This is a genomic window from Roseibacillus persicicus, assembly GCF_014651675.1.
GTDB classification, from domain to species: domain Bacteria; phylum Verrucomicrobiota; class Verrucomicrobiia; order Verrucomicrobiales; family Akkermansiaceae; genus Roseibacillus; species Roseibacillus persicicus.
Window position 1 is genome coordinate 389,868 of sequence record NZ_BMXI01000001.1, and the last position, 25,905, is coordinate 415,772.

22 protein-coding genes are annotated in these 25,905 nt (G+C 58.6%); 16 read left to right on the plus strand and 6 right to left on the minus strand.

Annotation, left to right across the window (positions count from 1 at the left end; all coding sequences use genetic code 11):
- Window positions 1-18: 18 nt before the first annotated feature.
- Both IE099_RS01485 and IE099_RS01490 read right to left on the minus strand, forming a co-directional pair.
- Complete coding sequence (locus tag IE099_RS01485; RefSeq protein ID WP_189566674.1) at window positions 19-1,398, minus strand: dihydrolipoyl dehydrogenase family protein; 1,380 nt, start codon at window positions 1,396-1,398, stop codon at window positions 19-21.
- Window positions 1,399-1,586: 188 nt separating this feature from the next.
- Window positions 1,587-2,615 carry a DUF21 domain-containing protein gene (locus IE099_RS01490; protein ID WP_189566676.1) on the minus strand — a complete coding sequence of 343 codons (1,029 nt, stop codon included), beginning with the start codon at window positions 2,613-2,615 and terminating at the stop codon, window positions 1,587-1,589.
- 288 nt (window positions 2,616-2,903) lie between these two features.
- On the opposite strand from IE099_RS01490, the gene ftsY reads away from it, so the two are divergent.
- Window positions 2,904-3,758 carry a signal recognition particle-docking protein FtsY gene (ftsY, locus tag IE099_RS01495; RefSeq protein ID WP_189566678.1) on the plus strand — a complete coding sequence of 285 codons (855 nt, stop codon included), beginning with the start codon at window positions 2,904-2,906 and terminating at the stop codon, window positions 3,756-3,758.
- Between the two features lie 9 nt (window positions 3,759-3,767).
- Here the strand turns inward: ftsY and IE099_RS01500 are convergent, their stop codons facing one another.
- Both IE099_RS01500 and IE099_RS01505 read right to left on the minus strand, forming a co-directional pair.
- The gene (locus IE099_RS01500; protein ID WP_189566685.1) at window positions 3,768-4,556 is read right to left on the minus strand and encodes an ABC transporter ATP-binding protein; all 789 of its coding nucleotides are present in this window, start codon (window positions 4,554-4,556) and stop codon (window positions 3,768-3,770) included.
- A 48-nt stretch (window positions 4,557-4,604) separates the two neighbouring features.
- Window positions 4,605-6,008 (minus strand): hypothetical protein, encoded by a 1,404-nt coding sequence (locus IE099_RS01505; RefSeq protein ID WP_189566688.1) that lies wholly within the window; start codon window positions 6,006-6,008, stop codon window positions 4,605-4,607.
- Window positions 6,009-6,134: 126 nt separating this feature from the next.
- Here IE099_RS01505 and bamJ point away from each other — a divergent pair, with 126 nt between their 5' ends.
- The 5 genes from bamJ (at window position 6,135) to IE099_RS01530 (ending at window position 9,794) form a co-directional block, all read left to right on the plus strand.
- Window positions 6,135-6,848 carry a BamJ family beta-barrel-assembly machinery protein gene (gene bamJ, locus IE099_RS01510; RefSeq protein WP_189566690.1) on the plus strand — a complete coding sequence of 238 codons (714 nt, stop codon included), beginning with the start codon at window positions 6,135-6,137 and terminating at the stop codon, window positions 6,846-6,848.
- Between the two features lie 220 nt (window positions 6,849-7,068).
- Window positions 7,069-7,572, plus strand: a complete 504-nt coding sequence (locus tag IE099_RS01515; RefSeq protein WP_189566692.1) for a phage regulatory CII family protein — start codon at window positions 7,069-7,071, stop codon at window positions 7,570-7,572.
- Between the two features lie 31 nt (window positions 7,573-7,603).
- The gene (locus IE099_RS01520) at window positions 7,604-8,581 is read left to right on the plus strand and encodes a hypothetical protein (RefSeq protein ID WP_189566694.1); all 978 of its coding nucleotides are present in this window, start codon (window positions 7,604-7,606) and stop codon (window positions 8,579-8,581) included.
- A gap of 16 nt (window positions 8,582-8,597) precedes the next feature.
- Complete coding sequence (locus tag IE099_RS01525; RefSeq protein WP_189566696.1) at window positions 8,598-9,413, plus strand: hypothetical protein; 816 nt, start codon at window positions 8,598-8,600, stop codon at window positions 9,411-9,413.
- Between the two features lie 168 nt (window positions 9,414-9,581).
- On the plus strand, window positions 9,582-9,794 hold the full coding sequence (locus tag IE099_RS01530; protein ID WP_189566698.1) for a hypothetical protein: 213 nt from the start codon (window positions 9,582-9,584) through the stop codon (window positions 9,792-9,794).
- Here the strand turns inward: IE099_RS01530 and IE099_RS01535 are convergent.
- Window positions 9,791-11,233 (minus strand): SDR family oxidoreductase, encoded by a 1,443-nt coding sequence (locus tag IE099_RS01535; RefSeq protein WP_189566700.1) that lies wholly within the window; start codon window positions 11,231-11,233, stop codon window positions 9,791-9,793. The two genes, IE099_RS01530 and IE099_RS01535, sit on opposite strands and share 4 nt — an antisense overlap.
- 129 nt (window positions 11,234-11,362) lie before the next feature.
- Here IE099_RS01535 and IE099_RS01540 point away from each other — a divergent pair, with 129 nt between their 5' ends.
- The 6 genes from IE099_RS01540 to IE099_RS01565 all read left to right on the plus strand — a co-directional run bounded on the left by IE099_RS01540 (window position 11,363) and on the right by IE099_RS01565 (window position 17,989).
- On the plus strand, window positions 11,363-11,902 hold the full coding sequence (locus IE099_RS01540; protein ID WP_189566702.1) for a hypothetical protein: 540 nt from the start codon (window positions 11,363-11,365) through the stop codon (window positions 11,900-11,902).
- 25 nt (window positions 11,903-11,927) lie between these two features.
- Window positions 11,928-12,095: a hypothetical protein gene (locus IE099_RS01545; protein ID WP_189566704.1), complete on the plus strand. Its 168-nt coding sequence runs from the start codon at window positions 11,928-11,930 to the stop codon at window positions 12,093-12,095.
- A gap of 13 nt (window positions 12,096-12,108) precedes the next feature.
- Window positions 12,109-14,610 carry a cytochrome-c oxidase, cbb3-type subunit I gene (ccoN, locus tag IE099_RS01550; RefSeq protein ID WP_189566706.1) on the plus strand — a complete coding sequence of 834 codons (2,502 nt, stop codon included), beginning with the start codon at window positions 12,109-12,111 and terminating at the stop codon, window positions 14,608-14,610.
- A gap of 27 nt (window positions 14,611-14,637) precedes the next feature.
- Entirely contained in the window at window positions 14,638-14,802 is a 165-nt protein-coding gene (locus IE099_RS01555; RefSeq protein ID WP_189566708.1) for a hypothetical protein, read from the plus strand.
- 20 nt (window positions 14,803-14,822) lie between these two features.
- A complete protein-coding gene (locus tag IE099_RS01560) occupies window positions 14,823-15,428 on the plus strand; it encodes a cbb3-type cytochrome c oxidase N-terminal domain-containing protein (RefSeq protein ID WP_189566710.1) in 606 nt (201 codons plus the stop codon).
- Window positions 15,429-15,760: 332 nt separating this feature from the next.
- A complete protein-coding gene (locus IE099_RS01565) occupies window positions 15,761-17,989 on the plus strand; it encodes a heavy metal translocating P-type ATPase (RefSeq protein ID WP_189566712.1) in 2,229 nt (742 codons plus the stop codon).
- Window positions 17,990-18,113: 124 nt separating this feature from the next.
- Here the strand turns inward: IE099_RS01565 and IE099_RS01570 are convergent, their stop codons facing one another.
- Window positions 18,114-19,376 carry a Glu/Leu/Phe/Val family dehydrogenase gene (locus tag IE099_RS01570; protein ID WP_229809338.1) on the minus strand — a complete coding sequence of 421 codons (1,263 nt, stop codon included), beginning with the start codon at window positions 19,374-19,376 and terminating at the stop codon, window positions 18,114-18,116.
- A 133-nt stretch (window positions 19,377-19,509) separates the two neighbouring features.
- Here IE099_RS01570 and IE099_RS20980 point away from each other — a divergent pair, with 133 nt between their 5' ends.
- The 4 genes from IE099_RS20980 to IE099_RS01585 all read left to right on the plus strand — a co-directional run bounded on the left by IE099_RS20980 (window position 19,510) and on the right by IE099_RS01585 (window position 25,789).
- The gene (locus tag IE099_RS20980; RefSeq protein WP_268244894.1) at window positions 19,510-19,635 is read left to right on the plus strand and encodes a hypothetical protein; all 126 of its coding nucleotides are present in this window, start codon (window positions 19,510-19,512) and stop codon (window positions 19,633-19,635) included.
- A gap of 973 nt (window positions 19,636-20,608) precedes the next feature.
- Window positions 20,609-21,700 (plus strand): ribonucleotide-diphosphate reductase subunit beta, encoded by a 1,092-nt coding sequence (locus IE099_RS01575; RefSeq protein WP_189566714.1) that lies wholly within the window; start codon window positions 20,609-20,611, stop codon window positions 21,698-21,700.
- Window positions 21,701-21,889: 189 nt separating this feature from the next.
- Window positions 21,890-22,141: a hypothetical protein gene (locus tag IE099_RS01580; RefSeq protein ID WP_189566716.1), complete on the plus strand. Its 252-nt coding sequence runs from the start codon at window positions 21,890-21,892 to the stop codon at window positions 22,139-22,141.
- A 396-nt stretch (window positions 22,142-22,537) separates the two neighbouring features.
- On the plus strand, window positions 22,538-25,789 hold the full coding sequence (locus tag IE099_RS01585; protein WP_189566718.1) for a ribonucleoside-diphosphate reductase subunit alpha: 3,252 nt from the start codon (window positions 22,538-22,540) through the stop codon (window positions 25,787-25,789).
- The last annotated feature ends 116 nt before the right edge of the window (window positions 25,790-25,905 follow it).

The window sequence follows — 25,905 nt, forward strand, 5'->3', positions numbered from 1 at the left end:
TCTCGCTCAATAGAAAGCCTACTTCTCCAGATATGTCCACGACTCAGCGAGCGTGGGATGGTAATGGGGAACCTTCAGCATCTCCTCCAAGGTCATCTCCTGTCGGATGGCAAAGACCATGGAGTGAGAGAAGTCGATCACCCCTCGCCCCACTCCAGTTGCCGCGATCAATTTGCCACTCTCTTTCTCGAAAGTCACTTTCAAGAGACCTTCGTCCAATCCCCGGATGATGGCCTTTCCGAAATTTGAAAGATCCAAGGTTCTCTCCTCCAAGTCATCCCGGTCTGCCAATTCGCTCTGCGGAGGACCGATGTGAATGATCTCGGGATCGGAGAAAATAGCGAAAACCGTGGGAGTCTTGTCGGCGGGTTCCTGTGCTTTGTGGTCGATGATGGCGCGGGCATTTCGCGCGGCTTGTTCGCCCTCGATGACGGCATGATGAACAATGTCGATTCCATCGGCACAGTCTCCGACCGCGAAGATATGTGATTGCGAAGTCTGGCAATTCTCGTTGGTTAAGATTCCCTTTTCATCAGAGTCAATTTGAGCGGCTTCCAGATTGAGAGAGTCGATTTGCGGCGTTCTCCCCGTGGCGATCAAGAGATGGCTTCCCCGCAGTTCCTCCGTCTGTTTTCCACGCTCAATAGTGACGATGAACTCTCCGTCCTCCTGCTTTACTGATTTCGTTTCGGCATCGAGTTTCAGCTCGATTCCTTTTCGTTCACAGGCTTGTTCGATTTCCTGGCTCGCCTCGGGTGGCAATTTTTCCAGAAGAGTATCGGACCGATTGATGATCGTAACCCGGCTTCCCAAGCCCTCGAAACAGCACCCCAGCTCGCAAGCAATGACGCCCCCTCCCACCACCAGCAGATGCTCGGGCAACTCTTCAGCCACCAAGGCATCGCGACTCAGCCAGAAGGGAACCTCCGAAAGGCCCTCGATATCCGGAATCCTCGGCGAAGATCCAGTGGCAATGACCGCAGTGCGAAAGGAAAAACGCTTCTCGCTCTCCCCGTCCGTGATCTTCAGATGATGCGAATCCACGAACTGAGCCCGGCCCCGAATCAGGTCGAACTCCTCGGTCTTCAACTGCTCTTCGCGCTCTCTTTGAAATTTTGAAACCATTCTCCGCCGCCTTTTCTGCAGCTCGTCCATGTCCACCCGCGCCCCCTCAGGCACCTCGATTCCAAACTGGGAACCTTCGCGCAAATCTCTCATGCGATTGGCGGTTTCGATGATCGTTTTGCTCGGCATACATCCCCTCTGAACACAAAGCCCGCCCAGAGTCTCGGCGCCTTCAATGACGGCCACCTTCAAGCCCTGTTCGATTCCGGTAGACGCCGCACCATATCCCGCGCTCCCTCCGCCAACCACCACCAAATCATAATCCCTCTTCATAAAGGAAGGGATTTGCACAATGCGAGCCAGTCCCCGTTTCCCAACCTGCAAGCCCGCGCAAATGAAGAGCCCGCACCCTTTCCCGCCGCGAACCCGACACGAAAAAGGCCCCCGAATCGGGAGCCTTTCTTTCAAAATGTCACCCTGCCTCTTGCAAGTTGCAGGATTGGAACCGCCTGAATCCGGCCTTAACTCTCGGCGCTCCTTCGAATCACGATGCCGTGCAAGAGGCGCCCGAGCAGGTCGGGTCCGGTGATGATGCGCTTGCTGCGTTCCCCCCAGTAGAGAATTACTTCGCGGTCCAGCACGCGGTCGTGGTGCGTATCGTGTTCAACGTGCAGCTGCGGCAAAATCCGGTCGATGGAAAGGTCCGGGTCGGTGGTGACCACAGGCTTTTGACAATGGTCCGCGAGGGCGACCGGGGCGGTGGCGTCGTAAAGCTCGCGCAAATAGTCATCCACGTTCAGGGCCTCGCAGGGATAGCCCTTCTCGTCGATGAGGACCACCCACTTGCGGGGAGTCGCAGCGATTTTTCTCACCAAGTCACTCTCCTCCTCGTCGCCGGGCGCAGGGAGCACGGCCTTGCCATCGCGCGTCGGCAGGGCGATCACGGTCTCGGGATCCAACTGCGCTCCTTCACCTGAAACCCGGAGATCGTCCAGCCGCAGGAAGTTCAGCGCGCCCCGTCCCTCGGCGTAGGAAATGTCGGAAGAGGGCTCGCGAATATGCTGATCGAGAATGACCTCGAACTCATCCTCTTTAAAGAAGCGCGTGCCCTCGGGCCCAATCCAGCGGTCGAGCAACATCGCGCAGGGCTTGGCGACGGGATACAGCGCAAAGCGATAGAATCGAATGACGGGGCTCAGTCGCGCGCCCATGCGCAGAGCGTGGCGCGAGAAGTAGGCCTGCGGCATGATCTCGCCGAAGAAGGTGATACCCACGGTCGAGAAAAGGAAACCCAGGACTCCGGCCATCACGCTGTCGGCCAGAATGGTGAGCAAAACGTTCACCGAGACATTTCCCCACAAGATGGTGCACAGCAGCAGGTTGGCATCGCCACGCAGGCGGGCGATTTGGACGGCGGCCTTGCTGCCTTTCTTGACCTCGGTATCGAGCTGCAGCTTGGAGAGAGAAAACAGGGCCAAGTTGAGGCCGGAGAACATTGCGGATTGCGAGAGACAAAGGGCGATGAGAATCCAGGTAAGAAGGTCGTTCATGAAGGGGGACGCCGATTTTGGGTCCAGAGGGAGGCTTACTCGAATTTCGCCTGCTGCAACAAGATTTCATTTTATCCATCCCCTCTCCTCCCGCTTCGCGGTGGTGAAATTGAGACGGTCCAGCCTCCCCCATTTGGCGGAAGTCGTTGCGATTGAATTTTGTGCTAGAAAGGCAGACTCGTTCGTCTCCGACAACTCCCGACTGCTTGCGCTGCTGGGATTCGGACGGGAGGAAGAACATTCTGGTCTTTTAAAAGAGGCGGCTTCGTGCCACATCCCTTTCTTTCCATGGCTGGCTTCTTCAAAAATCTTTTCAACAAGGTCACTAACAAGGCCGAGATCGACTGGGACGAACTGGAGGCAGACCTCATTGCCGCCGACCTCGGTCCCCGATTAACCGTGACCATTGTGGACGAGCTCCGCGCTCTCGGCCGGGAAATCACCGCCGATGATGTGGTGCAGACCACCCGCGCACATATCTCGAAGGTGTTCCCGGAAGACCAACCATTCCCGCCAGCTTTGCAGGAATCCGGCAAGCCCACCGTCATCCTCGTCGTCGGGGTCAATGGCACTGGCAAGACCACTTCCACCGCCAAGCTCGGCCACCTTCTCAATGTCTACGGTCACACCGTCCGGGTCGCTGCGGCGGATACTTTCCGCGCGGCTGCGGTCGAGCAATTGCAGGCTTGGGCCGCTCGCCTGGACCTGCCCATCACCACCGGCAACCATCAGGCCGACCCCGCCTCGGTGTGCTACAAGGCGCACGAACAAGCCATCGCCGAGGGCGCCGAATATCTCATCTGCGACACCGCAGGACGCCTCCACACCCGACACAATCTGATGGAGGAACTGGGCAAAATTCGCCGCACCCTTTCCAAGCAAGACGAGACCGCACCGCACAAAACCATCCTCGTGGTCGACGCCAGCACGGGCTCCAACGCCCTCGCACAAGCCAAGGAATTCAATAAAGCGGTGAAGCTCGACGGGCTCATCGTGACCAAGCTCGATGGCTCGGGCAAAGGCGGCATCGCCGTCTCCATCCAACAGGAGCTCGGCATCGCACCCCTTTTCATCGGCACGGGCGAGGAACCCAACAAGTTCCAGCCCTTCCAGCGCGAAAGCTTTGTTTCGGAGATTCTTTAGCGGCTGCTGCTAGCCCGCAATCTTGACCTGGCACCAACCGTCCTGCCAGCGGACTTTCAGCGCAAGATCGTAGAGGGCGCTCAGCGTCCCGCTCTCAAGCTGCTTGCGCTTGATGCCATCGCGAAAGACCCGTCCCTCCTTCAAAAGAATGACCCGCTCAACCTCGGGCGGAATCTCGCCGGGATGGTGGGTGACCCAGACGAGGGTCTGCCCTTCCTGCGCCAGTTTGCGCAGCAGCTGACTGAGCTGCAGTCCGGCCGAAAAGTCCAAAGCGGTCGAGGGCTCGTCAAGGACGATGACCTGCGGCTGATGCACTAGCGCCCGCGCGATCAAAAACCGTCGCTGCTCCCCCGAGGAGAGCTCACCGAAGTCCTTCTCGATGCATCTCTCCATCCCCACCCGCAGAATAGCGTCGCGGGTGGCATCCTTTTCCGCTTGAGAAAAACGCATCTGCCGCGTCCGCCCATAGGCCCCGCGCAACGAAGAGAGGACGACATCGAAGGCCGCCTCGAAGGGCTCGAACCGCTTCACCTCCTCCGGCATCACCACCCCAATGCGCTCGCGCAAGGTATCGAGATCCCAGAACTTTTCGCCAAACAGCCGGCACACCATTCCTTCGGTCGCCGCGGGACGCAGCTCCCCTGTTAGAATCTTGAGAAAGGTGCTCTTTCCCGCCCCGTTGGGTCCCAGGATGGCCACACTCTCCCCGAGGGAAAGGCTCAAATCCACCGACCGCAAGGCCTCGGTTTCTCCCTGCCAGACACTGGCTTTTTGAATCTCTAAGAAGGTTTCGCCCACCGCGCCATCGCAGCCTCACGCGGCCGGATTTGCGAGTCTTTTATCCCCTCAACCTTGCGGAGCCGGAGGCAAAATCCGCCAGCGAAAGTAAGTCTTCTCTCCCGGCAAGGCTGGCAAATTACTGAAAATCACATCGCCCGTTCCCGCCATAATCGGCCCGAGTGACTGCCAGTCGTCCAAGTCCTCACTCATCTCCACCTGATAGCGCACCCCTTGCACAGTGGGAGTTTGAAGCACCGGCCGAGCGCCATTTTCTTCCTCAATGAGGACCAAGTCCAAAGGAGCTCTCCCAAAGCCCGCGACATCAGGCAGTCGAACCATGGCGAAGTAGTCAAAGGACTCACTCTCCTCACCCAGATTGGATTCGAAGTTTTGCATGGCGGCAAAGTCTTTCTCCGCCGACATCACAAAGCGATAAGCCTGCCCTTCAACAACCAACTCCACCTCGTTGCCGACCAACGACCAGGTGAAGTCTTCCGTCAGCCCAATCGCGGCCGGCTCCCGGTTGTCCACCACCCGACGTGTGCCAGTGCCATCGGCGCGAAAGTCCAATTCCGATTCCTCGAAACCGATATCATCCAGATATTGGCCGCCTCCCCCGGCATCGACTTCCAAGTCGATGGTGGTCCCCGCAATCGCCCAAACCCCGACCAAATCTGCCGTAGTGAGGGTTTCCGGCTGCTTCACCCACAGATCCATTTTTGAGCTGTTGAAGGTTTCCTCGAAGACCTCATAACTTTCCTCCTCCGTCGCAACCAAGAGATCACCTCCGCTGGAAAAATGGCTCAAGGTAATCACCTCTCCCCCGGCATCAGCCTCCAAATCGCCACCACTTATGGTCCACGTTCCGCCAAAGAGATCACCCACCTCGCTCGGGTCGTCAGTATCACTCACCTTCTCGGCAGTGAAGGTCCCATTGGCATTGAAGGTGACGTCTATCCGTTGGTGGCTCACCCCGTCCCAAGTGCGCACCGTGCCCCCTCCACTCGGGGAATCAATGCTATCCACTTCCTGCTGAAAGTAGACCCAATCCCCCACCACCTGCGTGGCCGTCAAAGATGTGGTCGGGCTCTTGACCCCCACATTGAAAGTGGTTTTCTGGGTGAAATCGCCTCCACCCAAGTCTTCGAAATCCGCCTCCGCAAAGATGAAGGTGTCCCCCGTGGTATTCGCGGCCACCACTCCCACATTGCCCGGCTGCACCGCCAGTAGGTAGTTGTCGGAGAAAAACCAACGCCCCGACTCCGCACCCGTGGCGAAGGTTCCATCAGCGAGAAAGTTCACCGGCGAGAGTTCCGCGGAGATTTCGTCCGGAATCCGCTCGTCTCCCACTCCCCGATTCTCCACGGACAGCTGCGCGAGTTGCCAGTTCCCGGCCATGGGAGGCTCTTGGGCCCCACAAAGCGAGCTCCCGACGACGGAAAAAACAAGGCACAGACAAGGAGATTTCATGATTGGGATTCTACAACACCCCTACCGGAGAAGGAAGAGCCCATTGTCAAATCACCCCTCGCGCCCCCTCGGAAAAAGTCAGATATTGGTTTGACCCCTCCGCCATGCGCCCCGAAAGTCCCGCCGATGATGAAATCATTCCTGACCGCGGGCCTCATGGTGGCCGCCTTTTCGCCCCTCTGCCTCGCGGAGGAAGTTAAGCTCGAAACCGATAACCAGAAAGTCTCCTACCTGATTGGCCGCAATATCGCGGAAAGCATGAAGGCCGACGGCCTGGAGCTCGACTTCGACATCCTCTTCGCCGGCATGAAAGAAGCTGCCGCTGGCACCGAATCCAAGATCGCGGAAGCAGACGCCCAAGCGGTGATGATGAAGTTCCAAGGCGAAATGCAGGCCAAGGCCCAAGCCCAAGCCGCTGAGCAGCAGAAGGAAGCAGAAGCTGCCGCCCAAGTGAACATCGAGGCTGGCAAGAAGTTCCTCGCCGAGAACAAGAAGCGCGAAGAGGTCACCGAGACCGAATCCGGCCTTCAATACGAAGTCCTCACTGCTGCCGAAGGCGACAAGCCTGCTGCGACCGACACCGTCAAGGTTCACTACCACGGCACTCTCCTCGACGGCACTGTGTTCGACAGCTCTGTCGACCGCGGAACTCCCATCGACTTCCCTCTCAACGGAGTGATCAAGGGCTGGACCGAAGGCGTGCAGCTGATGCCCGTCGGCTCCAAGTATAAGTTCTACATCCCTTCCGACCTGGCCTACGGCAACCGTGGTTCCGGACCAAAGATCGGCCCTGGTGAGACCCTCGTCTTCGAGGTCGAACTCCTCGAAATCGCCAAATAAGCGCCCCGCTCCATTCTTTTCGAAGCCAACCTCGTTCGCGAGGTTGGCTTTTTTTGTGGGCAAAAAACGAGCCCAAGCAAAAACGTCTTCCCAAGGCCCAGTCTCACAATTTTGTAAATTCCGTGAATTCTGTCAGAAAATCCTCGTCCCCCTTTCCCTTATCCTAACGACAGCGAAATCGTTCTTTGCGGACGCATCTCAACCCGCTAGGTCTTTTGTTATGGAATCGCATGAAGTTTTGAAAGAGGCCTTCGAGAAAACCTCACCCAAGGCCGTTGCGTCGGAATTGGGGGTCTCTCTTTCCCTCGTCTACAAATGGGCGCAGGAGCAATCCGCCACCGGTTCAGGCTCCCGCAACCCACTCGACCGCATTCTGGAAATCGTGCGACTGACCGAGGACATTCGCATCGTGGAATGGCTTTGCGCCCAGTCCGGCGGCTACTTCGTCCGCAATCCCGACTCCGCCTGCGAGAAAGGCTTCGAATACCTTCCCGCCACCAACGAGATCGTGGCCCAGTTCTCCGTGCTCCTCACCCGGATCTCCCAAGCCGCCCTCGACAACTCCATCGACGGGGACGAATCCGCCGACATCCGCCAGCACTGGGACAAACTGAAGTGCTACGCCGAGGGCTTCGTCCGCTGCTGCGAAGAAGGCGACTTCGAGAAAGTCAAAAAAGCCAACGAGCAACCACCCGAGCAAGAAATCCGCAAGACGCTCTACTAGCCTTGCACCGCAACCCGCCCCGACTCTCCAGATGATTCGCCTCGCACTCATCGCGTTCTCCTTGACTCCCATCCTCTGGGCCAACGAGGCCGTTCTCTACGACCTCGACTACCGATCGTCGGAGTTGCCCTCGAACACCCCTCTCCCCGTCGAGCGAGGTCCCTACCCGGGCCGCCCCACCTGCTCCGAGCTCCCCTTCGGCAGCGCTACCATCGTAGCCGATCCCTCCGAGCCGACTGAAAAGGTCATCCTCATGGAGGCCGAGCCTTCGGGTTCGGTCAGCTATTCCCAGCTCAAATTTGTTCTCTTCGAAGGAGGCGCTTATATCTTTAACAACCACCGGATCGAAGCTCGCTTTCAATTGTCCGACCCTTCCGGTTTTTCAGCATCAGACGGCATCAGGTTGTTCACTGACGGTGGGGTCTTTGCCAGCCTCGACTTCAATGCCGACGGTTCCGTCGCTGCTCACGTTCAGATCGAGAACCCCAGCACCTTCGGGCAAAGCGTCATTACCGAAACCCACTCCCTTGGAACTTTCGATCCGAACGAGTCCGTTCACCTCATCTTGGAAACCAAGGACGAAGAGAAATCGGCAACGATCACCCTCAACGGAGAAGTCTTCACCTTCGACAATCTAACGACCAAGAACCTTGCCATTCGCAACGGCAAACTGTCCCCCGGGCCGCTGTGGGTTCGCTTTTCTCTCAATGATAGCAATCAAGACTCGCCGCTGATTTTGAGGTCTTTCAAAATCTCAGGCAGCTACTTCGCCGGCCCCCAGTTCGTCAGCGCAGAAACCCCACAACCCACCCTTGAGAAAATGATCGTCCGGGTTCCCGTAACAGTGGATCCCACCAAAACCTGGCTTCCCGAATACTCCTTCAACTCTACGAACTGGATTCCCTTCGGCGCCCCCATGTCAGGAGAGTTACTCAACAACAAGAATGCCGAATTTGGCGCCACAGTCGCCGACAGCATCTTCGTCCGCTTCACCGAGGTCATCGATTAAGAGCCCGTAGCCCCACATGAATGATCCCTTGAAGTCGGGCACAAACTTCTTTCGAAGATGGCTGGCTTCTCTGGCCATATTCACAATAGTTCTCGCGCCCCTGCTACAAGCCGGCAGTCGTCAGCCCTCCCCCGTCTCGCAAGATATCCGACGCCAGCCTAGGGAGCTGACTCCGAAGGTTCAGGACGACGACTATTCCTGTGGATTTCTTGCCCTCTCGGCTATCTACGAAAGCTATGGTCTCGATCCCGTGGAGTATCGACTACGCGAAAGACTGGGCACGAGTGTTCCAGCCATTCCCTTTGTCGAATCTTCGACCGGCACCTTACAGGCCGACCTATTCCGGGTTCTCCAGCAAGATGGATTCAACGCGACTCCCATCAATCCGAAAGACCCCGTTGGCTACCGTCAGCTCACTCGACATCTCGAAGGTGGTTATCTCTCTTCTCATGGCGATCAATATGCGCTGGCCCTCATCAGCACCGAGCAGGTCGGCGGACTTCATTGGATTGCCTTCACCCACTTCGATCCGGAAAGCGAAGAAGTCACCATTGGCGATTCCCTCATTACAGGTCTTCACTCCAAAAGCCTTCCCTCAATGGTCGAGGACAACCTCCTGCGCGTCATCTTGTTAGAGCCTGCTCTGGCCGATCCTTATGGTTCCTACGGGATAGCCCATCTACGCGGAATCGGCGAAATGGCGCTCTCCCTGCCCCCCTTACTCCTCGTCATTGTCCTCCTCCTTCTCATCGGGCTCGTCGTCGCCGGATCCTACCTAACCAGAAAATTGTTCCGCTCTCTCCGACTTCGCTTCAAGTCCTCAAAATCGTAGCCGGAAAGACCTCCGATCAAAAAAAGCAGAGAATCCAATTTCGCTAGTTGAGCCAGTTTCACTGGTCCAAAAAATTCCTGCAAATCCTGTCCATCCTGTCAAAAAATCCCCCCTCCCCCAATCTCCATCCAGTCTTGTTAGAAGACTAACACCTGTTAACCTCCCCCCGTGTTCGGAATCACCCAATGGGATATCATCGGCTGGGTCGTCTTCGGATCCATTGGCATCATCGTATGCGCCTGGGCCAAGATGAAGGAACTCTGGCAGCCCTGGATTCTTGGTTTTGCCCTCATGGTCTATCCCTACTTCGTGGGACACGGAATCTGGCTTTGGGTCATTGGCATTGTTCTCACTCTCCTCGTCCCCTTCGCCCGGGACTAGACCTTCTCATCCCCCGCCGCCAACCGTCGCGCCATTTGCGGGAAGAGAAACCAGTGAGCCGGCAGAACCGCGAACCAGTAGACCCGACCTAACAAACCCTGTGGACGAAAGGTCGCAGTCTGAATCAAGGTCCCATCCTTCACCTCGAACTGCAACCAGGCTTCTCCCGGGAGCTTCATCTCAGCATAGAGCATCAAACGCCCTTTCGACTGGTCGGCCAAAATCACTCTCCAAAAGTCCAGGGCATCCCCCGCCCGCAACTCACTGGGATGACGACGACCCCGCCGCAATCCAATCCCACCCATCAAGCGGTCAAGCCATCCCCGGACTCCCCAAGCCCAGTTCATCGACGGCCACCCCCTTTCCCCACCCAGAGACCAAATCGCCTGAATCACCTCCTCCCGCGAAGCCACCAGAGCCACCTTCTGCCGGTCGCGATAGACTCCATGCTCCGGCACCTTCACCGCATCAATGAAGCGCGGATCCAACCGGTCATCAATCAAGGCATCGGTCCAACTCGACGGCACCCGGTTCTGCGCAATGCGCGAGAGCGCCCGCTCTACCGCCACCCGATAGGTCGAGAGCTCATGCGGAATCAACTCGCGAATTCGATGTTCACGGCAGACGGTCTCATTTTTCATCGAGTTCACCAAAGCCTGCGCCAGGGAAAACCGGGTCGAGGTCATCAGATAGAGCCACCACGACGACAGGTGCGGGCTGAAATAGGGCACCGGAATAAAGTGACGCGACAAGCCCCGCACCTCCGCATAACCCGACAGCAGATCGCGATATCGCAGCACCTCCGGGCCCCCGATATCGAACACTCCCGCCCGGGTCTCCGCACAATCTAACAAGGCGGTGAGATAAAAAATCACATCCCGAATCGCAATCGGCTGACAGCGGGTATTCACCCAGCGAGGGCAAATCATCACCGGAAGCTTCTCCGCCAAATCGCGCACGATCTCGAAGGACGCGGACCCCGAACCCACAATGATGGAAGCACGGAGAACCGTCAGGTCAGCCTGCCCTCCGCCCAGAATCTTCTCCACGTTGCGGCGGGAGCCCAAGTGCTGCGAGAGCTGATCCTCCTCATCCACCAGCCCGCCGAGATAGATGATTCGCTCGCAGTCCCCTTTTTCTACCCAATTCAGAAAGTTCCGAGCCGTGCGCTCCTCCCTCTCCGCAAAGTCGCCCCCCGCCCCCATCGAATGCACGAGGTAATAGGCCGCATCGAAACTCCCCACCTCCTCCGGCAAATTTTCGGGTAAAAGCAGATCCCCTTCGCACACCGTCAGCTGCTCCCCCGACTGGTCCAACTCCTCCCAAGGAAAGCGACGCTTGTCCCGCACCAGAGCCGTCACCGTGTGGCCCGCCGAGAGCAGTTCCGGCAACAGACGCAGGCCGATGTAACCATTGGCCCCAGTAACGAGAAGATTCATAGCGCAACATCCGCTCTCCCCGCCATTTGTCGAGCGATTGCCTCGCCATTCGGGTCCCAGCAAGACACGCACATCCTTCCGCAAGCCATGCGAGGCCAAAGCTTGCCCCTCCCGCTAGCTTCTCGCTCCGTGGAAATACTCCCTCTCGAACTCGCCGATTGCTCCCGTTGGATTCTTCAGCGCCCCGAGCTTGTCGTCCCACCGTATTCCATCGCGGTCGACATCAATTGCCCGGCCTGTCAGCCACCCGTAGCCGCGCCTCTCGCCGCCTACCTCAATGAGTTCAGCGACCTCCCGACCTTATCCTGGAAGTCCTTCGATCCCCAACTCTTGGGTCGCTTGGAGAAAAGCCCGCTGGCCGCCCAGCTCAAGGTCGCCGACGAAGACCTTCATCTCACTTTGGCCAAGATGGGAGGCTCCATCCTCGAGGGACCGGGCGTCATCTCTCGCACCAGACCCCATCCCTACACCTTTCAAGTCTGTCTCGCCTGCAAAGAACCCGAGAACCAGCCCTTTCATCTTCACCTCAACCAAAAGCGATTCGAGCCCGGCAAGGTTGTGAACGTCATCGCCGATTCCTTCCTGGAGTGGGTCGATGGCGGGGGTGATCCCCCTTCCGCAAAATGTGAGCAAGGTCCGGCAAGTCACGCGAAGCCAACTCTTCTCTAGACCCCTACCGTCCCCCACCAATCCCATGGAAGTTCTCGCCCTCACCATTCTGGTCTCCCTCGTTCTCGCGATCATTTTTTTGGTCTGCTTCACCTGCGAGGTGATCAAGCCCCGCAAGAACTCCCTCGAACACACCTCCCTCCTCCCCCTCGACGACGACCCCACTCCGCCCGCCAAATCAGCGAAAAACTAGCATCCTTTCCCAAATGACCATCACATACGATAACAAAACCCCACGCCAATTCATGATTGCGTCCCTCATCTGGGGGCTCGTCGCCATGCTTGTTGGCATCATCGCGGCCTCCCAGCTTTCCTGGTGGCAAGCCAATGGAAAGTTCCTCGAAACCCTCACCTTTGGGCTCTTCAAGGGCGATGGGGTGGAATACATCACCTTCGGTCGTCTCCGCCCACTGCATACCAACGCCGCCATCTTTGCCTTTGTGGGCAACATGATGTTCGCGGGGATTTACTACTCGACGCAACGCCTCTGCAAATGCCGCACAGCCTCGGACCTTTTATCCAAGATTCACTTCTGGGGATGGCAGTTAATTATTTTAGGTGCAGCGATTACCCTCCCCCTCGGCCTGACTCAATCAAAGGAATACGCCGAACTCATCTGGCCCCTCGACATTGCGGTAGCTCTCATCTGGGTGGTCTTTGGCTGGAACTTCTTCTGGACCCTCGCCAAGCGGAATGAGCCCAGCCTCTACGTGGCCCTCTGGTTCTACATCGCGACAATCATCACCGTGGCGATGCTCTACATCGTGAATAACCTGCAGATTCCGACCTCCCTCACCCACTCCTACTCCATCTTCGGGGGCCTTCAGGACGCCCTCGTCCAGTGGTGGTATGGCCACAACGCGGTGGCCTTCTTCCTCACGACGCCGATTCTCGGCATCATGTATTACTTTCTCCCCAAGGCTGCCAACCGTCCGGTCTATTCCTATCGCCTCTCCATCGTTCACTTCTGGTCGCTGGTCTTTATCTACATCTGGGCTGGTCCCCACCACCTCCTGAATACCGCCCTCCCCCGCTGGTTGCAGATGCTTGGGATGCTCTTCTCCCTCATGCTGTGGGCGCCCTCTTGGGGCGGGATGTTGAACGGTCTCCTCACCCTTCGCACCGGCTGGGCCCAGCTCCGCACCGACCCGGTGATCAAGTTCTTCGCCGTGGGCGTGACCTTCTACGGGATGGCCACCTTCGAGGGCCCCCTCCTCGCCATCCGCGCGGTCAACGAGCTTTCCCACTACACCGACTGGACCATCGGTCACGTGCACGCCGGCACCCTCGGCTGGAACGGCATGATGGCGGCGGGCATGTTCTACTGGATGGCTCCGCGTCTCTGGAAATCCAAGCTCTGGAGCGAGTCCTGGGCCAACATGCACTTCTGGATCGCCCTCGTCGGCATCCTCCTCTACGTGGGCTCGATGTGGACCGCGGGTATCCTGCAGGGCCTCATGCTCGGCGAACTGAACGAAGGGGGCACCGGTCTGAAATACCAGTTCGTGCAGACCCTCCAGGCCATCAACGGTGACGGCGACGGCAACCACGTGACCATCAAGAGCTTCTTCTCGCTCTATGCCTTCCGCACCTATGGCGGCATCCTCTACATCGCGGGCTTCATCATGTGCGCCATCAATATCTTCATGACGGTGCGCGGCTCCGAGCCCGCCGAAGACACCATCGAGGTGCCCGAGACACCTGCCCACGACACCCTTCCCGTGAAAAAATGGTTCGGCTCGGAGTTCTTGCTCTATGTCTTCTGCCTCATCTTCTTCCTGACGCTGGCGTTCTTCCTGCCCAGCCACGCCGACAAGGTGGCGATTCTACTCACCTTCTTCTTTACCTGGAAAATGGTGGTCGCCTTCAAGAAAGACAACAAGTCCTGGTCACACTACTATGACCAACTGTTAGAGAACTACCTCCCCTTCACCTTCCTCACCTTCATCGCGGTGGCTCTGGGTGGCGTGATTCAAATCATTCCCTCCATCATCGTGAACAAGGACGAGAACATCGAGGGCCGTCTCCAGGAGCTCTACACTCCACTCGAGCTCGCCGGTCGCGACACCTACATCGCGGAGGGCTGCTACAACTGTCACTCGCAGATGATCCGCACCCTCAAGCCCGACGTCATGCGCTACGGTCGCGATGGCATCGCCAGCGACTACTCGCACTTGGGTGAGAGCCTTTACGACCACCCCTTCCAGTGGGGTTCCAAGCGCACCGGCCCCGACCTCGCCCGCGAGGGAGGACCGCAGACCGAAGCCGACCCCCACGTCCGCATCGGCAAGCGTGACAACCTCTGGCACTTCAACCACTTCCTCAACCCCCGCCAGACTTCCCCGGGCTCCAACATGCCGGCCTACCCTTGGCTCTTTGAGCAGAAGACGGACTTCAAGGCCATCCCCGGCCGCATCAAGGCCCAGGTCAAGGTGGGCGTCCCCTTCCCCCCAATGGACAAGCACACCATCGAGCAGAACGCCCGGGAACAGGCGCTGGCCATTGCTAAGACCATCGAGGACACCGCCTACCTCCCCAGTCGGCCTGACCTCAGTGGCCCGGAGCTGACCCGCTACCTCTCGGAGCAAAAGATCATCTCCCTCATCGCCTATATCCAGAAGCTGGGAGCTTACAAGGAACAGACCCTGGAGGATGGAGCGAAGCCCAAAATCCTCGACCCCGACACCCAGCGCACCGCAGCCAAGTAGACCCTGACAACCCAATAGAACAAAATTATGTTTCATCGTATCATTCACGAAAACTGGGTCGCGATTGTCCCCATCGCCGCCTTTGCCCTCACCTTCACGGTCTTCATCGGCGTCCTCGTCCGGGCGGTGGTGATGAAGAAGGACAAGCGCGAGCACCTCGCCTCGCTGCCCTTGGATGACAACCGGAACTAACCTCGAACCGACCTCCCCGCATGAGCAAGAAACATCCCGAAGAAGAAGCCCCGCTCCGCGAGCACAGCTACGACGGCATCCAGGAATACGACCACAAGCTCCCCAACTGGTGGCTCTACACCCTCTACGGAGCCATCGTCTACTTCGTCGTCGACTGGGGTCTCTACTACAAGACCGACTGGTTCGATACCGATCAGGAAAAGGTGGTGGCCGAGATCGAAGCCATCGCCGCAAAGCGTGACAAAGCCCTGGCAGACACCCTCGCCACCCTTGATGACAAGTCCCTCGTCCACACCTGGGCCACCGACGGAGCAGTCGTCGCCCGCGGCGAGGCCATCTACAATCAGGTCTGCGTCGGTTGCCATGCCGCCGACATGACGGCCACCATGGTGGCGGGCGACCAGAAGATTCCCCTCCCCGGACTCTCCCTCGTCGATGGCGAGTGGAAGTACGGCGCCACTCCCCTGGACATCTTCAAGATCATCAACGACGGCACCCCCGCCGAGTCCACCGGACACAACGGCGCCCGCATGCAGCCCTGGGGCCAGACCTACAGCGCCAAGCAAGTGGCCGAGCTGACCGCCTACATCATTTCGAAAAACCCAACCGACTTCACCGCTTACTAACAGTTCCCCCAAGCTGGTGATGAAAAGGGACGGAAGCCACCGGCGACCGTCCCTTTTATTTTATCCGCACAAATCTCCCTCGAGGATTAACTCCACCGACTCGTTAGCCCCAAATACTCACCCCCTTCCCCATCACCCGCGAACACAGAGCTTTGGTTTTTGAGTTTTTGAACATTCAGTTTTTCAAGGCCTCGGGGACTCCCCGCCCCCAACAGCCCCCGAACCAACCTCAAGGATAAAGCCCCCGCGTCTTCTTCACATCCACCGGCTCCCCTTCCTCCCCCTTTCCAGCCATTGACCTTTCTCTCTAAAAGTCCGACTCTCAAACCCTGATGCTCGAAAAAGATTCCCCCGACTGGATTGCTCGACTGCAAGAATTTCTCGCTGAAGAGCCAGCCGTCGAGTCCGTGATTCTCGAGCCCGAACGACACAAAATCTCCGTCGCGACCACCGGCGACTTTCCCGAGGAACGACTACGCCATCGCCTCACCTCCCTCATCGACGCCCTGGACCATTCACTCGAAAATCAATCCGAGGTCCAACGCGACTCCCTCACAATCCGCAAGCGTGGCTCAGCTTCGGTGCTGGAACGCAACCAACCGTCGAGTCGCAAGAAAGTCTGGCGCGAATTCGACTGGCCGGACTCCGATGCTACCGAAGCAAACAGCGGCGAAGAGTGGCGCGTGCTCGCCCTCCAGGCAGGCGTCTGTGGGCTCGGACTTTTACTCGGTTGGGTCTTGGGAAGATTCACCGACCTGCACGCCCTCTCCATCGCCTGCTATCTGGTCGCGCTCGTGGCCGGAGGTTGGGACGCGGCCATCGATTCTTGGCACAACTTGCGCAAGGCCAACCTCGACATCCACTTCCTCATGCTCGCCGTCGCCCTGGGTTCGATTGCGGTTGGCGCATGGACCGAGGGCGCCCTCCTCCTCTTCCTCTTTTCCGCCTCGGGCGCGATGGAGCACTACGCCCTCCACCGCACCCATCGCGAAATCAATTCCCTCAGCAAAGCCGCGCCCCGCTCGGCCATCGTCCGCTTGCCCGACGGCACGGAGGAAGAACGCCCCGTGACCGCCATCGAGCCCGGAACCATTGTCCTGGTCAAACCCGGTGAAGCCTTTCCCAATGACGGCGAAATCGAAGAGGGCACCACCGCCGCGGACGAATCCACCCTAACCGGAGAGGCCCAACCAGTGGAAAAAGAACCCGGCGACGAGGTCTTCAGCGGAACGGTTAACCTCTGGGGCGCGGTCGCGGTGAAGGTCACCCACCACGCCGCCGACAGCACCCTGCAAAAGGTCATCACCCTCATTCTCGACGCCCGCCATCGGCGCGCGCCCAGCCAGCGCTTCACCGACCGATTCGGAACCCGCTACACATGGGGCGTCCTTGCGCTCACCACCACCATGTTCTTCATCTGGTGGCAGGTGATGGGGCTGCCGGCCTTCCAAAGCACCGACGAAATTCGTTCGGCCTTCTACCGCGCGATGACCCTGCTCGTAGTCGCCAGCCCTTGCGCGCTGGTCCTCTCCATCCCCTCCGCCATTCTCGCAGGCATCGCGTGGGCGGCCAAACACGGCATCCTCTTTCGCGGCGGCGCAGCCTTGGAGAAACTCGCCGAAATCGACACCGTCGCTCTCGATAAGACTGGGACCCTCACCACTGGCGAGATGAGCATCGCCTCCATCGAGTGCTTCCCACCCGGCCGGGAAGACGAACTGGCCTCCCTCGCCTACTCCCTGGAGGTCAAGTCCGGCCACCCCATCGCCCGAGCCATTGTCGATTATGGCAAAAAGAACAAGCTCCCCCGCCTCGCCATCGACTCCTTTCAATCCCTCACCGGCAAGGGACTCCGCGCCGTCGTGGACGGGCAAACTTGTTATTTGGGTCGACGCGAGTTGTTAGCCGAAAGCGATTCTCCCCTGCCCCTCGCCGACCTTCCCGAACCTCCCATCGGCTCCACCGAGGTCTGGGTCGTGCGGGAAGACCTGGTTGGACGCATCCTTCTAACAGACCAGATTCGGCTCGAAAGCAAAGCCGTCCTCGCCGCCTTTGCCCGCGAGGGAATCGACACCCTCATGCTCACCGGCGATCGCCGCGCCGCGGCCGAAAAGGTCGCTACTGAACTCGGGGTCGGCCGTATTCTCTCCGGGCTTCATCCCGAGGACAAGGTGCATGAGATCGAGCGCCTGCGCGACGCGGGTCACAAGGTCGCAATGGTGGGCGACGGGGTCAACGATGCCCCCTCCCTCGCGGCAGCCCACGTCTCCGTGGCAATGGGCGGCCGGGGCAGCGATGCCGCCATCGAGCAATCGGAGATCGTGCTGATGGATGATCGGGTCGAGAAGCTTCACTCCGCCCTACAGCTCAGCCGCAGCACGCGCAGAATCATTTCCCAAAACCTCGCCATCTCGCTGGGCACCATCATCATTATGGTGATTACCGCCTTGTTCGGACTCACCCCTCTCACCCTCGGGGTCCTCGCCCACGAAGGCTCCACCGTCATCGTCTGCCTCAATAGCCTGCGCCTGCTCTTTCTCAAAGAAGACAAGCTCGCCTAACCAAGCTGACAAACGCCCCCCGGTTTCAGCACTTCGATTTCAGCACTTTGGTTTTTGAGTTTTTGAACATTCAGTTTTTCAAGGCCTCGAGGACTCCCCGCCCCCAACAGCCCCCGAACCAACCTCAAGGATAAAGCCCCCGCGTCTTCTTCACATCCGCAACTTCCTTAATCCCCAACGCTAGCGCCGCCACCCGATGTCCGCACTTGCGAGCCTCGGCAAAGGCCACCAGACGATCGAAGGTCGCCGCCATCAGCGTTTCCAACTTGGAAATCACTTCCCGCTCCGTCCACGAGAACCGCTGCAGGTTCTGCACCCACTCGAAGTAACTCACCGTCACCCCGCCCGCGTTGCACATCACATCGGGAATCAAGAAAATATCACCCCGCTCCTCGATAATGGCATCGGCCTCGGGAGTCGTGGGACCATTCGCCCCCTCTGCCAGCACCCGGCATTGCAGCTTCTCCGCCATCTCTTTGCTAATGGCTCGCTCCATTGCACAGGGAGCGAGGACATCCACTTTTTGAATCATCATCTCCTGCGGGTCGATGGCTTCCGAATTGTCAAAGCCCACTACGCTTCCGGTCTTCATCACATGCTGGCGCAGGCCACAGATATCGAGCCCGTTATCGTTCCAGATCGCACCCGACACATCGGACACCCCCTTCACCTTCACGCCATCGAACATCAAGGTCTCCGCCGCATAGCTTCCCACATTACCGAAACCCTGCACCACCGCGGAGGCATTGTTCGTCTTGACCCCCAGGCGGCTCAGAGCACGAGTCGCGGTGAAAGCCACCCCATGTCCCGTCGCCTGCGTGCGACCAGCCGAACCCTGCAATTCCAGCGGCTTGCCGGTCACTACGCCCGGCGTAAAGCGCCCTGCCTGCGTCGAAGCGGTATCTACGATCCACGCCATCGTCTGGGCATTGGTCCCCACATCCGGCGCCGGAATATCAATATCTTCGCCAATGAAGGGCAACAACTCCTGCGCAAAGCGACGAGTCAGACGCTCCTGCTCCCCCAACGACATCTCGCGCGGGTTGCAGGCGATACCGCCCTTGGCTCCCCCATAGGGCAATTTCATCAGGGCACACTTCCAGTTCATCCACATCGCCAGCGCCGCCACTTCCCCGATCTCCACACTGGGATGATAGCGAATCCCGCCCTTCACCGGACCACGCGAGAGGTGATGCTGAACCCGGTGGCCAAAGAAAACCTCCGTCCGGCCATCGTCCATATGAACGGGCAGGGAGAAACTCAACATCCGCTTCGGCCACTTGCAGCGCTCGCGCACCGACTCGTTCAACTCCAGAAACTCCGCCGTGCGGTCAAACTGCTCCGCCGCCATTCCAAAGGTCTCGTTCGCCAGTAAAATCTCTTTCATCTAACCTAAGCTAGCGGCTTCTTTTAGATTTGGAAAAAGGAATCTGTCAGATGTCACTCCTCGTCTGGAGCTCATCCCAACCGGGCGCTTTCCCAAGATTGACCCGCCTCCGAGAACCTGCCAATCTGCCTCCATGCTCAAGCTCATCGCCCTTGCCCTCACCGCGACTCTTCTTCTCTCATCCTGCGGGCTCGTCAGCCGCACCCTGCAAGTCCCCGGTCGCACCGTCCAGTCCCTGGGCCGCACCCTCGGCTTCTAACAACAGACCTCCGCCAAAGCTGACCGCGAGTGCCCCCACTCGCCCCAGAGCCAGCCAAAGCCTTCGTCCACCCCGGACGAAAAAACCGATCGCCCCCCCACGCGACCAAGCCAGGACTCGAGCCCCAAAGAGTCCAAGGATTTCTCATCTCCCAGATTTTCGCGCTCTTTTCACACCTCTTCGCGGCCAAAAAGTAACCGTCCCCCCCGGACCGCGAGTGCCCTCACTCGCCCCAGAGCCAACCAAAGCCCTCGTCCACCTCGAACGAAAAGTCCCCCATCCAACCACCATTCCGGTGTTGACCCCTCTCGCCATTTTCGCGGTTTCAAAATCTCCCCGAACCTCTCTACCAGTCTCCCCCTCCCCTAAAAAAAGATTTTTGAACTCGAAAACCCCATTTTCGACCCCGATCCCGGCCCAGCCTTCTGTCATACCCCCACAAAACCCACATCTTTCGTCGCTGTTAGAGCGAAAATGCCTTTTTAAGTAGTATCAGGCATTGGGGGATTTTCAGGTCTTTGTAAAGTCTATTTAAGACAAGTTAACAAATAAAATTTAGTTCCCTTCAACTGCGCGAATTCTCCCCCTCGCGCCCCCTACGAGGGCTTCCGGCAAGTCTTTCGTTCAACTTTTTTTAAAACTCTTGAGGCGCGAACTTGGGCGTCTCGTTCCACGCATTTTTTCGCGCACCAGCGTCACCCTACCCCAACCTGTTAGAAGCTGGCGCAATCCCTTCTCCCACTCCACTTTGAGCCCTTTCAAGCCTAAAGACAGTCTTTCGACAAATCACCCACAACCACAACATCTGGTATGTGAATAATTTGTGGACTACCACATAAGCAAAATCGCGTTGACCGGAATCTCCCCACTCAGCTAGGCTTGCCCTGCTTCTGGGAAGACGGCTCCGGTCCTAAAAAACCCCGCCCCGGAAGCCTCGAACGCCCCCAAACTTTTCACCCTACTGCTAATCCAAATGTCCGAAAACACCACCACCTATACCGTCGGAAACCGCACTTTTGTTCTCGATAAAGAGAAAGCTGACGCAGCCATCGCCGCCAAAGCCGTCATCAACGGACGCGACACCATGTTCTTCAACATTCTCCCCCTGAAATACCAGTGGGCGTATGACCTCTACAAGACGATGAAGAACAACCACTGGGAGCCCGAGGACATCCAGATGCAGACCGACATCCAGCAGTGGCAGGGCAACGACATTTCCGACGTGGAGCGCTGGATCATCAAGATGGGCATCGGCTACTTCTCCGCCGCCGAAGGCATCGTGGGGGACAACATTCTCCACGTGGTGCGCGAGCTCGTCACCGCCCCCGAGCTCAAGCTCGTCCTCGGCCGTCACGCCCACGAGGAAAACATCCACGCCGACAGCCTCGTCTACATGATTTCCTCCCTCGGCATCAACCCGCACGAATGCGAGGCCATGTTCGAGGACATCCCCACCATCAAGGCCAAGAACAACTTCGTGGTCTCCAACTCCCGCGCCCTCCGTCGCGACGTGGACCTCACCGTCCTCGAGAACAAGCAGGCTCTCGCCAAAAACATCTTCATGTTCGGCCAGGTCATGGAAGGCACCCAGTTCTACGGTCTCTTTGGCATGATCCTCAGCCTCTATCGCCAGAACAAGTTCCCCGGCATCGGGCAAATGTTCCGCTACACCCTGCGCGACGAGTCCAACCACATCGAGGTCTTCCGCAACCTGCTCAACACCCTCATCACCGAGAACCCCGACATCTGGACCAAGGAGTTCCAACAGGACCTCCGCGACACCATGGCCGAAGGCGTCCGCCTCGAGAAAGAGTTCATCCGCGACTGCCTCCCCGTCAGCGCCGTCGGTCTCAGCTGCGAGGAGTTCGAGCAATACATCGACTACATCTCCGACCGTCGCCTCGTCAACTGCCGCCTCGAGCCCCTCATCGGCGGCGTCGAAAACCCCTTCCCCTGGCTCTCCGAGTCCATGGACCTCAAGAAGGAGCAGAACTTCTTCGAAGGCAAAGTCACCGAATACCAGAAGGCCAGCGCCCTCGCCGGTGCCGACGACGACGAGCTCTAGTCCGACTCGCCCTTCCCCATCCAAAGGGGAGCGGATCGCCCGCCGACCGCTTCCCTCCCAGTGCTGGAAAAAAACAGCACCCAAAAACCTAAAAAACAAACCTCCCAACCAGACCACCTTCCCCGATTTCGCCCCCGCCAAAACCCCAGTTCAGTCCCCCTCGCCCATCATCTCCAACCCTCGCCATCCATGTTCTCACTCACCCGCCCAACCCTCCTCGGAATCTGCCTTTTGGCAACCGGCGGAACCGCTTGGGCCGGAGTCACTCCCATGACGCATGAGCAGCATCTCACCAACGGACTCTACAATCTCGGCGACGCCCTCTGGGCCATTTTCGGCGCCCTTCTCCTCCTAGCCCTCTCCCTCCTCATCGTCGGCCTCAAAGTCGCCAAAGCCCTCGAAAACCGGCCCCCCACCCCGGCAAAAAAATCCCCCGACTGACAAAACCCACTTCCCTTCTGGCCCACAAAATTCTTTCCCAAACGTTGCCCCCGGCCGCCTCCCCAAGACAACCCTTCACCCAAAAAGAAAGACCACCAAAGCCCCCGTCAAAATCCTGTCCCATCCCATTCATCCTGTCCCAAAAAGCAACGAATCGTCCCCCAAAAATCCCCACCAAACCCCACCCGAATTCCGTCCAAAGAAAACCACCAGTCACCCAAAACCCCGTCCTCAAAAAAAATCTCTCTGCGCCCCTCTCTGATTCCTCCGCGCCTCAGCGTCAAAAAAACACAACCCGTCCCAAGCCCCCGTCAAAATTCTCTTTAATTCTGTCCATTCCGTCCAAAAAACCACACAGCCCCCTCCCCCCAAAAATTTCCACCAGTTAAAAAAATCATGTATCGCTCAATCACCCTCGAAGAAGACATCGCCCTCAAAGAAGTGATCTCCAATCGCTTCCAAAACACCAACCCGGACTTCCGTGCCCACAGTTGGCGCGAGACCCTCCAGTCTTCCGAGCGAAACCCCATCCCGGAAATCACCGTCACCAACGGTTCCACCGAGGAACACTTCTCCCTCGCTAACGTCGCCGACGCCATTGGCGAATCCCTCACCGACCTCCTCATCGCCCGCAAGCAGGACCACGACAGCATCTTCAACGAGGAAAACCGCTCCTTTGTCTCCGCCGTCGCCTACAGCGTCTCCAAGCGCCTCATGGAGCAGGTGCAAAAGGGCAACTCCCTCAAGCTCACCCAGAACGACCTTTACCTCCTCATCGAAAAGGCCCTCATCGAGAACGACGCCCATGACGTCGCCAAGTCCCTCGTCTTCAAGCGTCGACTTGAAAGCAGCGGCGAGATCTCCCTCGATGAGGAGCCCGCCACCATGCCCGTGCGCCTCATCCGCCGCAACGGCAACGTCGTCCCCTGGTCGGAGACCAAGATCGAGTCCGCCGTTCGCAACGCCTTTCTTTCCAGCAAAGAAGACCCCACCCCCGCCGCCGCCATCTGTCACGCCGTGACCCAGATCGCCCGCCAGGGAGACCAGGCCTTCGTCCACATCGAGGATGTCCAGGACATGGTGCAGAACGAACTCATGCGCCAGGGATTCTTCAAGGTCGCCGAGAGCTACATCCTCTACCGCGCCGAGCGCTCCCGCATGCGCGAGCTCCAGACCGGCCCTGCCGAGGACCCCAATCAGGAATCCTTCGTCACCGTCGTGCGCGATGGCGCCTCCGAGTTCTGGGACGGACAAGAGCTCAAGAAGCGCATCCAGTTTGCCTCCATCGGCTTGAACCTCGACATGACCGACGACGTGCTCGAGCGCGAACTCCGCCGCTCTATCGGAGCCGAGATCTCCGCCGAGGACCTTCAGAAAACCATCTGCCTCAACGCCCGCGCCCTCATCGAGAAAGACGCCGACATGGCCAAGTTCGCCGGCCGCATCCTCCTTTCCTACATCTACGAGGAAGTCCTCGACTGGAACATCGTGCGAGACGGCATCGAGCGCCTCAAGGAAGCGCACAAAAAGGCCTTCCGCGCCTACCTCAAGCACGGGGTCAAGATCAAGCGCCTCAGCCCCGACCTCCTCGACGGTCGCTACGACATCCCGAAACTCGCCGAAGCCCTCGACCCCTCCGCCGACCTCGACTTCGACTACCTCGGCATCCAGACCCTCTACGATCGCTACCTCATCGTCGACAAGACCGGTGCCAAGCCCCGCCGTATGGAGACCCCCCAGTTCTTCTGGATGCGCGTCTCGATGGGACTTTTCAAGGCCGAGAAGAACCGCCGCAACAACTGGGCCACCCGCCTTTACAATCTCTACAAAGGACGCCGCTTCTGCAGCAGCACCCCCACCCTCTTCAACTCCGGCACCCTCCACAGCCAGCTCTCCAGCTGTTACCTCTACAAGGTCGACGATAGCATCGAGTCCATCATGCAGCGCGGCATCGCCGACAACGCCTACCTCAGCAAGTGGGCAGGCGGACTCGGGGGCTCCTGGACCGCTGTGCGCGGCACCGGTGGCTACATCCAGGGCACCAACGGCGAGTCCCAGGGCGTCATTCCTTTCCTCAAGCTCCACAACGACCAGCTCATCGCCGTCAACCAGGGCGGCAAGCGCCGGGGCTCCGGTTGCGCCTACCTTGAGACCTGGCACAACGACATCGAGGACTTCCTCCAGCTTCGCGTCAATACCGGTGACGAACGTCGCCGCACCCACGACATGAACACCGCGAACTGGATTCCCGACCTTTTCATGCAACGCATGGAGGCCCGCCAGAACTGGACCCTCTTCCGCGCCAACGAGACCCCAGACCTGCACGACCTCTACGGCAAGGCCTTCCAACTCCGCTACGAGGAATACGAGAAACAAGCCGAAGAAGGCAAAATCTGGTCCCGCCAAATCCCCGCCATCGACCTCTGGAAGAAAATGCTCTCCATGGTCTTCGAGACCGGACACCCCTGGATCACTTTCAAGGATCCCTGCAACGTGCGCAGCCCGCAGGACCACGTCGGCGTCATCCACAGCAGTAACCTCTGCACCGAGATCACGCTGAATACCTCCGAGGAAGAAACCGCCGTCTGCAACCTCGGTTCCGTCGTCCTCGACACCCACATCACCGAGGACGGAGCGCTCGACCACGACATGCTGCGCGAGACCATCCTCGTCGCCATCCGGGCCCTCGACAACGTCATCGACATCAACTTCTACCCCACCGACGCCGCCGCTACCGCCAACAGCCGTCACCGTCCCATCGGACTCGGCGTCATGGGTCTCCAGAATGCCCTTTACAAGAAAGGCTACTCCTTTGCCAGCGAGCAGGCCGTCGACTTCAATGACGAGTTCATGGAAGCCATCTCCTACTATGCCTATAGTAGCTCCAGCGACCTCGCCGGCGAGCGCGGAACCTACCAGAGCTACAAGGGCTCCAAGTGGGACCGCGGCCTCCTTCCCCAGGACACCCTCGACCTCCTGCAGGAAGAGCGCGGCCAGGACATCGAAGTCCCCCGCGGCGGCAAAATGGACTGGCGTCCCGTGCGCGAAAAGATTGCCCAGAACGGCATGCGCAACTCCAACGTCCTCGCCATCGCCCCTACTGCGACCATCTCCAACATCATGGGCACCACCCCCTGCATCGAGCCCAGCTACAAGAACCTCTTCGTCAAGAGCAACCTCAGCGGCGACTTCATCGTTCTCAACCGCGAGCTCGTCAACGACCTCAAAAAAGAAGGCCTCTGGAACCAAGAAATGCTCGACCAGCTCAAATACTTCGACGGCGAGCTCTCCGACATCGACGGCATCCCTGAGCAACTCAAGAAGAAACACCTCACCGTCTTCAGCATCGGCCACGACTACCTCATCGACGCCGCCGCCCGCCGCCAGAAGTGGATTGACCAGTCCCAGAGCGTCAACCTCTTCCTCGCCACCCCCGAGATGAAGACCCTCAGCCACATGTATCGTCGCGCCTGGTCCACTGGCCTCAAAACCACCTACTACCTCCGCACCTTGCAGGCTTCCAACATCGAAAAGAGCACCGTAGGAGCCAACACCAGCGGCAACGCCAAAACCTACACCCCCGCCGAAAAAGCTGCCTGCTCAATCGAAGCCATGCGCAACGGCGAAGAGTGCGAGGCTTGTCAATAAAACCCACCGTCAGTCCTTCCTAGCTCATGTCCTCCGAAGCCTTGGCGTAGGGGGATGAGCGGAGGAAGGCCCCTCGCCGAACAACAAGTCGCCTGCTCCATCGAAGCAATGAGGAA